14 protein-coding genes are annotated in these 15,348 nt (G+C 39.5%); 6 read left to right on the top strand and 8 right to left on the bottom strand.

Annotated features, from left to right (window positions below):
• Positions 1-5 precede the first annotated feature (5 nt).
• Together QE382_RS19655 and QE382_RS19650 are read left to right on the top strand one after the other, a co-directional pair.
• The gene (locus tag QE382_RS19655; protein ID WP_293955754.1) at positions 6-509 is read left to right on the top strand and encodes a hypothetical protein; all 504 of its coding nucleotides are present in this window, start codon (positions 6-8) and stop codon (positions 507-509) included.
• A 344-nt stretch (positions 510-853) separates the two neighbouring features.
• Complete coding sequence (locus tag QE382_RS19650) at positions 854-2,413, top strand: calcineurin-like phosphoesterase C-terminal domain-containing protein (RefSeq protein ID WP_307187412.1); 1,560 nt, start codon at positions 854-856, stop codon at positions 2,411-2,413.
• A gap of 348 nt (positions 2,414-2,761) precedes the next feature.
• On the opposite strand, the gene QE382_RS19645 is transcribed toward QE382_RS19650, so the two are convergent.
• The 4 genes from QE382_RS19645 to QE382_RS19630 form a co-directional block, all read right to left on the bottom strand.
• The gene (locus QE382_RS19645) at positions 2,762-4,114 is read right to left on the bottom strand and encodes a nucleoside permease (RefSeq protein ID WP_307187411.1); all 1,353 of its coding nucleotides are present in this window, start codon (positions 4,112-4,114) and stop codon (positions 2,762-2,764) included.
• A gap of 43 nt (positions 4,115-4,157) precedes the next feature.
• Positions 4,158-4,784 carry a bifunctional nuclease family protein gene (locus QE382_RS19640; protein ID WP_293955751.1) on the bottom strand — a complete coding sequence of 209 codons (627 nt, stop codon included), beginning with the start codon at positions 4,782-4,784 and terminating at the stop codon, positions 4,158-4,160.
• Between the two features lie 116 nt (positions 4,785-4,900).
• Positions 4,901-5,875, bottom strand: a complete 975-nt coding sequence (locus tag QE382_RS19635) for an electron transfer flavoprotein subunit alpha/FixB family protein (RefSeq protein WP_307187410.1) — start codon at positions 5,873-5,875, stop codon at positions 4,901-4,903.
• Positions 5,876-5,895: 20 nt separating this feature from the next.
• Positions 5,896-6,633 carry an electron transfer flavoprotein subunit beta/FixA family protein gene (locus QE382_RS19630; RefSeq protein WP_307187409.1) on the bottom strand — a complete coding sequence of 246 codons (738 nt, stop codon included), beginning with the start codon at positions 6,631-6,633 and terminating at the stop codon, positions 5,896-5,898.
• 399 nt (positions 6,634-7,032) lie between these two features.
• Here QE382_RS19630 and QE382_RS19625 point away from each other — a divergent pair, with 399 nt between their 5' ends.
• Positions 7,033-7,365 (top strand): tetratricopeptide repeat protein, encoded by a 333-nt coding sequence (locus QE382_RS19625; RefSeq protein WP_307187408.1) that lies wholly within the window; start codon positions 7,033-7,035, stop codon positions 7,363-7,365.
• Between the two features lie 84 nt (positions 7,366-7,449).
• Positions 7,450-7,869 (top strand): copper resistance protein NlpE, encoded by a 420-nt coding sequence (locus QE382_RS19620; RefSeq protein ID WP_293955747.1) that lies wholly within the window; start codon positions 7,450-7,452, stop codon positions 7,867-7,869.
• A 155-nt stretch (positions 7,870-8,024) separates the two neighbouring features.
• On the opposite strand, the gene QE382_RS19615 is transcribed toward QE382_RS19620, so the two are convergent.
• The 4 genes from QE382_RS19615 to rsmI all read right to left on the bottom strand — a co-directional run bounded on the left by QE382_RS19615 (position 8,025) and on the right by rsmI (position 12,480).
• A complete protein-coding gene (locus QE382_RS19615; protein WP_307187407.1) occupies positions 8,025-9,161 on the bottom strand; it encodes a cysteine desulfurase family protein in 1,137 nt (378 codons plus the stop codon).
• A gap of 212 nt (positions 9,162-9,373) precedes the next feature.
• Positions 9,374-10,996: an apolipoprotein N-acyltransferase gene (gene lnt / locus QE382_RS19610; protein ID WP_307187406.1), complete on the bottom strand. Its 1,623-nt coding sequence runs from the start codon at positions 10,994-10,996 to the stop codon at positions 9,374-9,376.
• A 23-nt stretch (positions 10,997-11,019) separates the two neighbouring features.
• A complete protein-coding gene (locus QE382_RS19605) occupies positions 11,020-11,778 on the bottom strand; it encodes a PH domain-containing protein (RefSeq protein ID WP_307187405.1) in 759 nt (252 codons plus the stop codon).
• A gap of 36 nt (positions 11,779-11,814) precedes the next feature.
• Entirely contained in the window at positions 11,815-12,480 is a 666-nt protein-coding gene (rsmI, locus tag QE382_RS19600) for a 16S rRNA (cytidine(1402)-2'-O)-methyltransferase (protein ID WP_307187404.1), read from the bottom strand.
• Positions 12,481-12,591: 111 nt separating this feature from the next.
• Between rsmI and QE382_RS19595 the strand changes: the two genes are divergently transcribed.
• A complete protein-coding gene (locus QE382_RS19595; RefSeq protein WP_307187403.1) occupies positions 12,592-13,665 on the top strand; it encodes a class I fructose-bisphosphate aldolase in 1,074 nt (357 codons plus the stop codon).
• Between the two features lie 119 nt (positions 13,666-13,784).
• Positions 13,785-15,056 carry a serine--tRNA ligase gene (serS, locus tag QE382_RS19590; protein ID WP_307187402.1) on the top strand — a complete coding sequence of 424 codons (1,272 nt, stop codon included), beginning with the start codon at positions 13,785-13,787 and terminating at the stop codon, positions 15,054-15,056.
• Positions 15,057-15,348 lie beyond the last annotated feature (292 nt).

Here is a 15,348-nt window from a genome sequence, read left to right as displayed (position 1 = left end):
TAGCAATGACAATAAAGAGTAAGAAGATTTTTTTGGGCCTTTGTATTATTGTGCCGTTTTTGATGTATTGTGTTTATTATTATAGTAATATGATCAAAAATGCCCCTTTTCGTTTTGCTGATTTTGAATCCATAGAATTCAAATACGGCGAGCCGAACCACATGGTCAACGAATACAATTCAAAAACGCGTATCTATAAATATTTAGACAAAAAAGATTCTTTAATTACCGATACTGTAAAATTTACAAAAGACGATTTATTATATTTACATCGCAAAGCGATGGAGCTGGGTTTTTGGAATTTGGATACCGATATGACAGGTCCCGAATGGCAGCAGGATTCGACAAATTCTAAGGTTCCACGTTTTTATCTGGAATTCAATTACAAAGATAAATCCAAACATGTAACTTTAGATGCGGATTTCGCAGGCAATCCGCGCATGCATGACGCGGCAAAGTCTATGATTGATGAAGTCAACCGCATGTTGGCGACCGCGCAGGCAAGGTAGTTAAGATATAGACCCTAAGGGTAAAAGGAGAAACTAAGCAATTGGTTTCTCTTTTTTTGTATCTACTCTTTTTTCTCGGAACATTTATCTAAGACTGCAAAGCAAGAACATAGGTCAATCTACTAATACAGCCTAATATAACAGGTACTTTATGGGAGCTAATAGGGACTTCATTCCGATGAAAACATATAAAGTACGAATATACCCATTACTTTAGTATTAAATATGTGTTAATTAGTAAGTAGATTGGATGATATACCCTTCGATTCTTGATGAATTCTTGATATTCTCTTTATACTCTTTTAACCTGAATGGAATACTTTAGCGCCAAAACAAAATAACATATGAAAACATTTTTGGCATTAGCAATTTCCTGGGCATTCGTCCATGCTACGCATGCACAAGATTTTGCAAAAGGAAAGGTTTATTTGGACGTAAACAAAAACGGAAAATTAGATAAAAATGAAAAAGGTATTGCGTCTGTTTCCGTTAGTAACGGACGTGAAGTAACCACCACAGATAAAGATGGTAATTATCAATTACCCATTGGGAATGACAATATCATTTTCGTCGTCAAACCGGCAGGTTATGCCTTGCCTTTGGATGAAAATAATCATCCAAAATTCTATTATATCCATAAATTGAACGGCAGTCCGGTTTCTAAATACCCTGCCGTAACTGCTACAGGGAAGATCCCGGCTGCTGTAAATTTTGCTTTGTATCAGCAAGAAGAGGATTCAAACTTTTCAGCCTTTGTTTTCGGTGATCCACAGGCTTACACGGAGGAAGAACTGGCCTATTTCAAAAACGGGGTGATCAATGAAATTTCGGATAAGACAATAGCAAAATTTGGCATCAGCTTAGGCGACTTGGTGGGTGACGATCTTTCCCTACAACCAAAATATAAATCGGTAATTTCCGGCATGGGGCTGCCATGGTATAATGTCATGGGAAACCATGATATGAACTATGATGCCAAAGTAGATAGCCTATCCGATGAATCATTTGAGAAAACTTTTGGTCCCAACAACTATGCATTTAACTATGGGAATGCGCATTTTATTATCCTAGACAATATTATTTATCCGAACCCACGCACAGGAAAAGGTTATTTAGGTGGCTTTCGGAAAGATCAGTTAGACTTTGTGGAAAATGACTTAAAAAACGTTGCCAAAGACAAATTAATTGTGCTGGCGTTTCATATTCCTTTATACCATCAGAACTCAGATGTTTTTCGTAACGAAGATAGACAACGTCTTTTCGATATTCTCGCTCCATTTAAGCATACCTTGTCTTTATCGGCACATACACACTTTCAGCGGCAGTATTTTTATGGGCAAAAAGACGGATGGAAACAGGAAAAGGCACATCACGAATATAACGTAGGCACTACATCGGGTGATTGGTACTCTGGCGAGTTGAATGAGAAAGGGATTCCTGTTTCTACGATGCGGGATGGTACACCAAAAGGATATGCTATTTTGAAAATTGATGGTAATCAATATACTTTCGATTATAAGGTTGTCGATAAGCCGGCATCGTATCAGATCGACTTATACGGCGCTTCGGTTATTCCGGAAAAGTACACCAAAAGATATCCGATATACGCTAATTTTTTTATTGGAAAGGAGGGCGATAAGGTCAGGTATAGAATCAATCAGGGGGAATGGAAAGAAATGGACTTTGTAAATGAAAACGATCCAGCATTTTTAAATTCGTTGGCTAAATATGATACAGCAATTGAATTGAAGCACACCCGTAGACCTTCCAATCCTGAAAAATCCAGTCATTTATGGGGCGCTAATCTGCCAAAACTTAAAGCAGGCAAATATCAGATTGAAGTTCAGGCGATCGATCTTTTCAATAGAGCGCATGTGGCAACCAAAACGATAGAGGTGAGATAAATCTTTAGCTTTGTTTTAAGTTTAAAGATAGCTTAAGATACACTTAATATATGTCTCCTATATTTGTATAGAGTAATTTTTGATTCATAAAGAGTTAGGGTTAATGTGTAGATCTGTTGTGAAACACGTCTGAAAATTTAGTTTGTTTTTAAAGTGAAGGTAATCTCCCCAGATTACCTTTCACTGTTTTTAACCCCGTCGTGGTAAAATGTGCTTAAACTTTGTTATAAACGACTGCCTATGTTATTAAAAAACATCTATAGCAATAAAATACGATCCATTCATGCGATCTGTCTTTTTGCAAAAAAAAGCCGCTAATTGCGGCTTTTGTTAGTTTAAGCTTAGCGGTTAACGCTCGTGTTTATGTCTAAAGAATAAGGCAAAAAGAATTGCGATAACAAAGGTGTACAGCGCAAATGCAAGCCAGATATCATGCCAGTCTTTTAGCATAAGATTGCCACTTAAAACACCGTCAGGTAAGATCGAGATATTTCTTTCCTTTAAGAAGTGCAGAAAGTGAGTGTTATCCACTGTTGTGTCCAGGTATTGGGCTAAATCTTTGCTATGCTGAAAACTTTTGGTAAAGTATTGATCAATGATCCACCCAGAAGCAAAACTGCCTACAACGGCGCCAAAACCATTTGTCATCATCATAAACAAACCTTGGGCAGAACTGCGTATACTGGAGGTTGTGGAGGTTTCGACAAACAGTGAGCCTGAAATATTAAAAAAATCAAAGGCCATGCCATATACAATGCAGGATAATACAATCATCCAAAGCCCGCCAGCAGGGTCACCAAAGGAGAACAATCCAAAACGTAATACCCAGGCTAACATCGAAATCAGCATCACCTTTTTTATACCAAATCTTTTAAGGAAAAATGGAATAGCAAGAATAAAGAGCGTTTCGGATATCTGCGAGATCGACATAATGATCGTCGAATATTTCACGACGAAAGATTCTGCAAATTTGGGGTAGAATTTAAATTCATCCAAGAATACGTCACCGTAGGCGTTGGTCAACTGGAGTGCTGCGCCTAAGAACATGGAAAAAATAAAAAATAAAGCCATTTTATAATTTCCAAAGAGTTTAAACGCTTCTAAGCCCAATAGTTGTGTCCAAGAAGCATTTTCCTGTTGTAATTTTTTCGGTGGACATTTTGGTAACGTAAACGCGTAGAGACTCAATGCCAACGCTGCAGTTCCGGCGATATAAAATTGAAAGGCCGTTGCTTTGCTACCCGTTAAATTGGTGATCCACATCGCGACGATGAAACCGATCGTGCCAAACACCCGGATAGGGGGAAAAGCTTTGACCAGATCATAGTTGTTTTCATTTAGTGCAGTATAAGCGATGGAATTCGATAGCGCCAAAGTCGGCATATAAAAACACATCGCCGCAAGCATCGCATAAAAAAAGGTGTTTGGATCATTTACCTGAGGTAAATAGAATAAAACACCTGCATAACATAAGTGAAGAATAAAATATAATTTTTCTGCATTTATCCACCGATCTGCAATGATTCCCATCAGTGTAGGCATAAATAGAGATGCGATTCCCATTGTTGCAAAAATGGCTCCAAATTGCGTACCATCCCATTGCTTTGTGCCAAACCAATAGTTCGCTATTGTAATCAACCATGCTCCCCAGACGAAGAACTGAAAGAAGCTCATGATGGTCAATCTTAATTTAATAGACATAAATGATGTTATTTAAAATTTTGTTTTGCTCTAATGAAAGGCACTATTTCCTTTTGGAAATCTCATCCCTAATCAACGCCGCCCGTTCGTAGTTTTCTTCGGTCAATGCCTGATTAAGTGCTTGTTCCAATTGCTCATTTGTCAATGAGGAGAAAGGATTGTGTGGGGATTTGGAAGGTGTTTTTTCTTCGACCTCAACAACACTTGGATCCTGGACTTTGTTGGATTTGTCCATATTTTCCAAAAATGCGAAATCATGTCCTTCAATAATAATTCCTGCAGAGGACATAATAAATTCGTAGGCATACAAGGGCGCTTCAAAGCGTATTGCAAGTGCAACAGCATCAGAAGTGCGTGCGTCAATCTCTACAATCTTGTTGCCGTCGGAACAGATCATTTTAGCATAAAATATCCCTTCAATTAGATTGTAGATAATAACTTCAATAAGCCGAATTCCAAATGATTCTCCAAAGGATTGAAATAGGTCGTGTGTCAGCGGGCGACTAGGAATCATTTTTTCTATCCGAATAGCAATAGCTTGAGCCTCGTGACTGCCGATGATGATGGGTAATCTTCTGTTGCCTTCCACTTCACCTAATACCAGGGCATAAGCCCCTGATTGGGTTTGACTATAGGATAAACCAACGATATCTAATCTGATTTTCTTCATTTTAATTTCAAACCGGTTTACAAACTTAGATAAATTTGCTTTTATATGCAATTATAACCAATAAAAAACTCCCCATTCATTTTCAATAAATGGGGAGAATATATGGGATAAAACGTTTAGATACCTTTATAAGCCTTCAGTGCTTGCGTCAATTTTGGAACGATGTCGAATACATCCCCTACAATTCCATAATCGGCAACTTTAAAAAATGGAGCTTCGGGATCTTTATTGATGACAACAATGGTTTTCGAGGAGCTCACCCCGGCCAAATGTTGAATTGCTCCAGAGATACCAATTGCAATATAGAGATTAGGGCTTACTACAATACCTGTTTGTCCTACGTGTTCCGAATGGGGGCGCCAGCCGGCGTCGGACACAGGTTTCGAACATGCGGTAGCTGCACCTAGCACATCCGCAAGTTCTTCAATCATTCCCCAGTTTTCGGGGCCTTTGAGACCGCGGCCTGCAGAGACCACAATTTCAGCTTCGGGTAAAGAAACTTTGTCTGTTGCGCGCACAATCTCCTTAACCATGGTTGAAAAATCAAGTTGGTCAATATTGGGCGTAAAGGTTTCGACAGCGGCATTACCACCGGTCTCTTTTATTTCATATGCATTTGGACTTAGTGCGATGACCTTTATATCCGAGGTTAGTTCGAGCGTAGCGAACGCTTTATTGGAGAACGCTGTTTTTTTGACCGTCAGTTTATCGTCCGTAATGTGCGGTAATTCGAGCACGCCATCGGCCAGACCAGCTTCCAATTTGGCTGCAATGCGAGGAGCAAGACCTTTTCCGGAAAATGAATTGGACAGGACAAGCAATTTCGAACCCGTACTTTTTACAGCTTCTGCGATGATACTAGCATAAGCTTGGTTTACAAAAGAAGCAAGTTGTTCCTGATTGACATTTAATACTTTCGAAGCACCGTATTTGCCCAAAGCAGCAAGTTCGTCTTCGGCGACATTTCCGATTGAAATTGCAACAACATCAGTCTGTATGTTATCAGCGATGGATTTGGCGTAAGAAACAACTTCAAAAGCAGATTTTTTGAATTTTCCATCGGTATTTTCTACATATACAAGTATCGACATAGTGTTTTAGCGTTTAAAGATTAAATAACTTTAGCTTCATCATGAAGAAGAGAAACTAATTTTTCTACCTCAGTAGCGTCAACAAGTTTGACCGTACCTCGTGGAGCTGGTGTCTCATAGTTGACAATGTGAGCAAGAAGTTCTACGGAGAACGGTTCCACCACGTCCAGCGGTTTGCTTCGTGCACTCATAATACCACGCATATTGGGTATTTTAGGCTCAGCAACACCTTCGGCTGTACCGATGACGAGTGGTAACTTGGCCGTTAACACTTCTTTCCCACCCTCAATTTCACGCTCCACGGTCACCATATCACTTGCAACCTCGACTTTTTTGGCTATCGAAACGGATGGGATGTGTAGCAATTCTCCTATAATTGCCGCCACTTGAGCACCATTGTAATCGATAGATTCACGACCAGTTAAAATTAAGTCAAATGCCTTGTCTTTGGCATATGCTGCTATTTGATTCGCAACAAACCAAGCATCTCGGGGAACGGAATTTATCCGCACAGCGCTATCTGCGCCAATTGCCAATGCTTTTCGAATGGTTGCATCTGTCGATGCATCACCCACATTGATGACAGTTACGGTTCCTTTTCCACCTTCGGCCAATTCTACTGCTTTAGATAAAGCAATTTCATCATAAGGGTTTATAATGAATTGTACACCAGCTGTATTAAATGCAGTGTTGTCATTTGTAAAAGTGATTTTGGATGTAGTGTCAGGGACATTGCTTATACAAACTAATATTTTCATATACGATTGGTTTTACCCAAACTTACCATATTTTCATTTAATTAAAAAGTTTCCGATCAACCAAAATTCCTTGAGATAACAGGTTGTCTATATTGAATATTTTTGAAATTTTTAAGTATTTTCCCTTTATTTTTTTTGATGTTATAAGATATGCAGTTCTTTTATTGCTGTTTTTGTAATTTTATATTTTGAACAAGTGATTTTTGGCAATTCATTTATTTCGTCAGTAAATTGTCATTTTGTATGCTAGCATAGTAATTTTTGGATAAAGGCAGATGTGACGAGGGTTAAATGATTGAATGGTTTTATTCTATCATACACCAATGTAGATCGTTATCACAGCTATACATATTATATTGGATATAAAGTTCAATTTGTCTAAGTTTGAAATAAAAAAATATGTCAACACGATTGGACCAACTGAATGAATTTCTGAAAGAGAGCCCGGAGGATCCTTTTTTGAAATATGCGATTGCAGCTGAATATCTCAAGCAGGGGAATGAGCAGGAGGCTATGTCGAGATTCGAGGATTTAGTACAGTCGAATCCAGAATATGTAGGAACCTACTATCATTTGGGTAAATTGTACGAAAAATTAAGTAGAGAAGAGTCGGCGATTGCTACATACCGATCTGGAATCGAGATCGCCCGCAAGAGTCGTAATTTCCATGCTTTGGGCGAGTTGCAGGGTGCATTGGCAGTTTTGGGAGACGATGACGATGATGATTTTTAATCTTTTCTAAATTTTTGGTATTTAATTTGTTATGAATTTATTGGTGTAACTGTTAGATGCTGATTTTTTTGAATTTAGAATGTGATGAAAAGGTATATTTGGATTGTGGGTTTGTGGGTGATCATTGGAATGGTGGGGTGTGATAATCCCAAGCAAAGTGTAGCCGTCTATAAAGATAATTTACAGGATCTTAAAGGAAGAGATAAGGCGGAAGTAGTGATTGGTGAGTATAAGGGCGTGCTCCCTTGTGCGGATTGCGACGGGATTGAAACATTAATTTCATTACATGCTGACAATACTTATCAATACTCATCTAAATATCTAAATAAAAGTGAAGATGTGTTTGTTCGCGAAGGAAAGTGGAAGTTGGATGGCAATATTATTACCTTAGATGGTGTAGATTATAAATTCAAACTTGGAAATGGAATGCTCAGTCAGCTGGATCTTTCAGGAAATGACATTACCGGAGATATATCCAAATACTATGTGCTGACGAAAAATTGAGTTAACTTTTTATAAATGATGTAAAAACAAGAAAGCCAGAGGTACAACTTCCGGCTTTCTTATTTTTAAGCTTATTTTAGTCTTTAAAACATTCGCACATATGATTGATGCTCTAATTTCATTTGGGATAACTTCTCAACATTTATCTGAAGACTTTATTGGTTTTTTGTACAAAGTTCCTTTAACGTTTTTACAACAAAGTCGATTTCCTCTCTGGTATTGTTTTTACAAAAAGAAAAACGCACCGAGGGGCGTTCAGCGCTCGAATTGATCGCATTCAATACATGAGAGCCTATGTCGGTCCCTGAGCTGCAGGCGCTTCCGCCAGAGCATGATATGCCGGCAATATCCAAATTGAATAGGAGCATATCAGCGAGGTTACTGCAAGGGAAAGAAACATTCAATACGGTGTACAATGATTTGTCTGGTTCGATGACGCCATTAAAGCCAATGTCGGGTATTGCTTTCAACAACTCATCAATCATATAAGATTTGAGCCCCTGTATATAAGTATGATGTTCTTCCATGTTTTCATAGGCAAGTTCCAGCGCTTTGGCAAGTCCTGCTATGCCATATACATTTTCTGTCCCGCCACGTATATTGCGTTCCTGGGCTCCGCCATAGATTAAAGGTTTGATTTTATTGTTGGCATTAATATAAAGAAAGCCTACCCCTTTCGGGCCATGAAATTTATGTGCAGCTCCAGTTATAAAATCTATTTTAAGGTTACCAAGATCATGCGGATAATGCCCCATCGTCTGCACAGTGTCCGAATGAAAAATGGCATTGTACTTTTGGCATAGCTCGGCGATATGGTGAATATCGTTGAGATTTCCAATTTCATTATTGGCATGCATAATAGAGACAAAAGTACGTGGGTTACCCTTTAAAAGCTCTTCCAGCTGGTTGATATTTAAATTGCCTTTTTCGTCAACTTCAAGCAGATCCAGGTGCACTTTACCTGCTTTTTGCAGCTCTTCTAATGTATGTAATACGGCATGGTGCTCAATGGGTGTGGTAACGGCATGGGTTATCCCAAAGTCGGTTATTGACCTCACGATGGCCATATTGTCTGCTTCCGTTCCACCCGATGTAAAAAATATCTCTGCAGGAGATACATGAAGTAGATTGGCAATCGTTTTACGTGCTTTTTCTACAATTGTTTTTACTTGTCGTCCGTGACTATGGATAGAGGATGGATTTCCAAAGTTATTGTCCATCACATCGATCATTACTTTTATTACTTCAGGATCTAAGGCTGTAGTCGCTGCATTATCAAAATATACTTGCATGCCGCAAAATTACAAATCTCTCAAGTAAATTAAAGCTATCAAATCACTAATTTTTATCATTTTAATTTCCTAATTATGGCCGGTAGGTGTCTGAGTTAATCGGTTTCTAAGAATGAGATCCTTTTTGCCCTTTATGGTATAGGGCGAGAGCTTTTCTGTTCTGACAAAGAAAAATAGCGCTAATGTTAGTTCATATTGGCGCTATTTTTCAATTATATGACTTCCTTTCTTCGTCTGACCACGATCAGGAGCAAAATTCCTCCTAATGCGAGCGTCAAACCTAAATAAGCGGCGATATCACCTGCTTGCGTATAGATCGTGATTTCTTCATTTAAATTAATTTCCTGATTGAGGGCTGCAGGCTGCCACCATTTGGTCTGTTGCACAATATCTCCGCGTTGATTAATGAAGCCAGAGATCCCTGTGTTGGCCGAGCGAGCCACCCATCGTCTATTCTCAATCGCACGTAGTTTAGCGTACTGTAAATGTTGGTCTTTGCCCGAAGTATTTCCCCACCAGCCATCATTGGTGATGATCGCAATAAACTGTGCTCCTTTTTTGACGTACTTAGCAACATAATTGCCCCAAATGGATTCGTAACAGATGACCGGTGCTGCACCAATGCCACTTTGCGCATAAAATACCGATGGTTCGGCCTGTTTTCCATAGCCTCCCGTAGTACCGCCGAATGCTTTAAACAGAGGTTTTAAGAAGTTCATGGCTGCACCAAAAGGCATTTGTTCAACGCCCGGAACGAGCTTGGACTTATGATAAAATTGTAGTTTGGAAGAATAATCGATCAATGTCGCGGCATTGAAATTATCTTGATAAACATAAGGAGCTATTTCGCGTGCAGTCGGTGTTTTGGCATCGTTGTACAGCTGATAACTTTCAATACCTGAAAGTACATTGCCATTTTTATACTGATCTAAAAACTTTAAGATGCGCTGGTAAGAGTATGTTTCCCTAAAATTATCCTCGTCGAAATCTCCGTTCTGTGAAAGTGCCGTTTCAGGCCAGATAAAAAACTCGGTATTTGGTTTAGCGACTGAATTTGATAAGGAGAATAAGGTGTTTAATTGTTCTTCGGGACTAATATGGAATTTAAGATAAGGGTCAATATTAGGCTGAACAACAACGATTTGTGCGGGATTCTGATGTTCCTCATAGTTAACGTAACGTATCAACGAGTAGGTGCTTGGGATTAGTAACACTGCGGTCAATACAGCAATCGGGACAATCTTACGTTTGACCGGATAAAGTCCCTCCCGATTCAGGTAAAGTGTAAAGACCAAGATATTGACCAGCCAGATCCATATGGTTCCACCATAGACTCCCGTGATTTCATACCATTGCACCAATTGGTGGAAACTGGCAAAACCATTGCCTAATGTCATCCAGGGGAAAGCTAAATCCCAGGATTCATGTAAAAATTCGTAGCTTATCCAGAATCCCATTAATCCGAAGAGGGATAACAGGATGTTTGTTTTGCGTCGTAGTTGCGCATAAAGTCTGAAAACCAGCGCCATTAAAGCCGCTCCCAGACAAAAAGGGATCAAGCTGATTAAGACAGCTGCAAATGGCGGCATAACTGCTGAAATGGAGTTGTATACCCAATAAATAGAGGCGGTGTTCCAGACAACTGCGGAGAGTCCTGCAGTAAGAAACACTTTACGGCCTTTTCGTTTGCATGTTTCACTTCGGATAATGTTTTCCACAGCAATTAGCAGAGGTACAAATCCAATAAATAACAATGGACTGGAATAGGGGATTGGAGGCCAGCCCAACCACAATAAAAAGGCACTTAAAAGTGCCAGTAAATAGTTGTTTTTCACTATATATTTTCTACCATTTATAATTATAAACTGGATAAGACTTCTCTCTTTTTACTCTCGTATTCCTCTTGGGTAATCAATTGTTTGTCGAAGAGCGTTTTTAATTTTTTGAGCTTTAACGTAATTTCATCCTCTTCCTCTTCCTTTGCCGCAGCAGGTGAGATAGCAGCTGCCGAAACTGTCGGAATAGTTGGGGTGGATGCGATCGGTTGCTGTGTCTGAACCGGCGCCTGCGGTGTTGGCTGACCAGCCCCATAATATTGTGGTGCTGATTGAGCAGGTGCTGTAACTGCTGGCTGCCCTGCGGCATTACTTTCCGGTCTTTCGATAATCCCTTCTTTTGCCACAGTTGAAGCGATCACTATTTTCTCTTTTTCGGCGGCCAATTCCGCTTTTTTATAATTTTCAAGTGCAGCTTTAATATATTGATATAATTTTCTGGCCTGAACTTTAGGGATATAATCGATGCTCAAATTCTCCCCAGTAAAAGGAATAACAGTCACTTTCGAACCGAAGATTTCCTCTTTGAAAGCAATATCTTTGATATCTTGCCAGCCGAAAATTTCGAAATCAGTAGCTAAGCCCAATTTAGTAAACTCGCACATAAATATGCGCTTATTACTGATGGTAATACTATCCGGTAAAATAGTCACTGCAGGTTTCTTTTGAACTGCTATATAATCTATTCTTTCTCCTGGAGTAAGCATATCCTGGACTTTAGAAACCAATTTTTCGATGATTTTTATGTCCTGCCCATCCTGTGCAAATTGTTCCATGTTCATGTCAAATACATTTTAATACATAAAGATTGTTAAAATTTATTCCAATCCTGCTACACAAAATACAAATTCTCCTTTAATCGGATTGTTTTCGAAGTGTAATTTTAAATCAGTTAATGTTCCGCGCACATTTTCCTCATAGAGTTTGCTCAACTCACGAGATATCGACCCTTGTCTTTCTGGTCCAAAAACGGTGATAAATTCTTCAATTGTTTTGAGAATACGATGTGGTGATTCGTAGAAGATCATTGTTCTTTTTTCTTCTGCCAAAGCTTTTAAGCGTGTTTGTCTTCCTTTTTTTACGGGTAGAAAACCTTCAAAGCAAAAACGGTCGTTGGGAAGTCCCGAATTGACAAGCGCTGGTACGAATGCAGTTGCTCCCGGTAAGCACTGTACCTCCAGTCCTTCTTTGATGGCCTCACGTACGAGTAAGAATCCCGGATCCGAGATTGCCGGTGTTCCAGCGTCTGAAATCAAAGCAATGTTTTGTCCCTCTTTTAAAAATTTAATGATTTCAGAGACCGCTTTATGTTCATTGTGCTGATGATGCGCAAATACTTTTTTGTCGATTCCAAAATGTTTTAAAAGCGGAGCACTAGTCCTTGTATCCTCTGCTAAGATGAGGTCCACTTCTTTTAGGACATTGACCGCACGGAACGTCATGTCCTCCAGATTGCCAATAGGTGTTGGAACTAAATATAACATGGTCAAAGTTAAGTTTTTTTTACTACATAATATGCGCTAAAACATTCTGTGGTTTTTAGAGTTTTATTTTAAAGATAATGGTAAACTCCATCACGTTAAAATAAATATATTATGCAATACATCGAAAAAATACAGGCACATCTAGGTGCAGAAGCGAGTTATTTGTTAGAATTTGATCAACCTGCAGTTTCCAAAACAATGCTACATCTCCCACAAGCAGAATTTATTGACCAAGTATACAGTTCAAGTGATCGTAGCCCGCAGGTTTTGCGCAGTTTGGGCCAACTTTTTGGAACGGGTCGATTGGCTAATACCGGGTATCTTTCGATATTGCCTGTGGACCAAGGTATTGAACACAGTGCCGGAGCTTCTTTTGCTCCAAATCCACAGTATTTTGATCCGGAAAATATTGTCAAGCTAGCTTTGGAAGGGAATTGTAATGCCGTGGCTTCTACCTTCGGTGTATTAGGAGCTGTTGCCCGAAAGTATGCACACAAGATTCCGTTTTTGGTTAAAATCAATCATAATGAACTGTTGACCTATCCCAATCGCGCCGACCAAATCTTGTACGGAACCATTCGCGAAGCCTGGAATATGGGTGCTGTTGCGGTAGGGGCAACCATATATTTTGGATCTGAAGAATCAGACCGGCAGATTATTGAAGTAGCAAAAGCATTTGAGGAAGCACATTCCTTGGGAATGGCGACGGTACTATGGTGTTATTTGCGTAATTCGGCTTTCAAGGTCGGCGATAAAGATTACCACTTAGCTGCAGACCTGACTGGGCAGGCCAATCATTTGGGCGTAACCATCAAAGCGGATATTATTAAGCAAAAACTACCCGAGTTGAACGGTGGCTTTAAGGCGCTGAATATGGGGAAAAGCAGTTATGGAAAGCTAGATGAACGGATGTATACACAGCTTTCTTCCGATCATCCTATTGACCTCTGCCGCTACCAGGTTCTTAATTGCTTTGCTGGTAGGGCAGGCTTGATCAATTCTGGCGGGGCTTCAGGACAGAATGACATCCAAGAAGCTGTAAAAACGGCGGTTATTAACAAGCGCGCTGGCGGAACTGGTTTGATATCCGGTCGTAAAGCCTTTCAAAAACCGATGCAAGAGGGTGTAGCACTGCTTCACGCTATTCAAGATGTATATTTGTGTGATGAGGTAAGTATTGCTTAGTAAAGCGCATAAAATAGGTTCAAAAAGCCTTTCTAAAGGTGTTATGGGAATAAAATAGCTTGTAAATAAAGGCAAATTTATCTAAGTTTGTTCACTATTTTAAATAACACATTTATATTATGTTGCAATTAAATTATATCCGTGAGAACAGGGATACGGTAATCGAAAGATTGGCTGTCAAGCATTTCAAGGAAATTGGATTGATCGACGAAATCATTAGTTTAGATGAAGAGCGCCGTAAGATCCAATCGGAATCTGATGCACTTTCGGCAGAGGCTAATGCGGCAGCAAAAAAGATTGGAGATCTGATGCGTCAAGGTAAAAAAGAAGAAGCTGAAACCGTTAAATCCAAATCTTCGGGATATAAAGAGCAAGTAAAGCAACTTTTAGATCAACTAGGTACAATTGAGGCAGCATTGAATGAGAAGATCGTACAATTGCCTAATTTACCGCATCAGTCCGTTCCGGCAGGAGTAAGTGCAGACGATAACGAAATTGTTTTGAGCCATGGCGAAATCCCTGCGTTGTCGGAGGAGGCATTGCCCCATTGGGAATTATTGATCAAATACGGTATTGTTGATTTAGAGCTTGGCGTAAAAGTTGCCGGAGCAGGTTTTCCCATCTATAAAGGTAAGGGCGCTAAATTGCAGCGTGCATTAATTAATTTCTTTTTGGATCAGGCTGCCGAGGAAGGATACGAAGAAGTTCAGGTGCCCATTTTGGTGAATGAGGATTCTGCATTTGCCACGGGGCAATTGCCGGATAAAGAAGGACAGATGTACTATATCGGAAACGACAATCTCTATTTGATCCCTACAGCCGAAGTTCCGGTCACCAACATTTATAGAGATGAGATTGTGAAAGAGGTGCAATTTCCAATCAAACATTGCGCTTATACACCCTGTTTCCGTCGGGAAGCGGGTTCTTATGGAGCACATGTACGTGGATTAAACCGTTTGCATCAATTTGACAAAGTAGAGACGGTGCAGATCGTACATCCCGAAAGGTCGTATGAAGTGCTGGAAGAGATGAGTTTATACGTACAGGGGCTGTTGCAGAAATTGGAGCTGCCTTATCGTGTATTGCGCCTTTGCGGTGGAGATATGAGTTTTACTTCTGCATTGACCTATGACATGGAAGTGTATAGTTCTGCTCAGAAACGTTGGTTAGAGGTATCTTCCGTTTCCAATTTTGAAACTTATCAAGCGAATCGTTTGAAAGTCCGTTTTAAAAATGCCGATGGCAAGATGCAACTGGCACATACCTTAAATGGTTCAGCATTGGCTTTGCCACGTATTGTAGCTGCGATATTAGAAAATAATCAAACTGAAAAGGGAATTAAGATTCCGGCAGTTTTGGTGCCTTACACTAAATTCGAATATATTGATTAGATATCAATAAATAAGTCGTCTCTGGACTTATTTCATAAAAAAATGAAAGACGCTCAGCCTGAGAAGGTAGAGTGTCTTTTTTTTGATTTTAAAGTGCTATCGACCAGATGAGATTTTTTGTTTCCCTTCATTGTTACGGATCGACATAAGGTCATGAAAGTCTGGTTTTCATTCTACTGATGTATGTTTAGAATTGTTATAAATTAAGTATCTTTTATATTTGATAGTTTAAAGAATGATGTCTCAAAGATTTCTTGTAGCATTGTTAATGTTTTGTTAAATATATCGGATT

The sequence above is a fragment of the Sphingobacterium zeae genome (assembly GCF_030818895.1).
Lineage (GTDB): Bacteria > Bacteroidota > Bacteroidia > Sphingobacteriales > Sphingobacteriaceae > Sphingobacterium > Sphingobacterium zeae.
The sequence above is the reverse complement of the archived record's forward strand: the minus strand, read 5'-3'. Positions and strand labels throughout refer to the sequence as shown.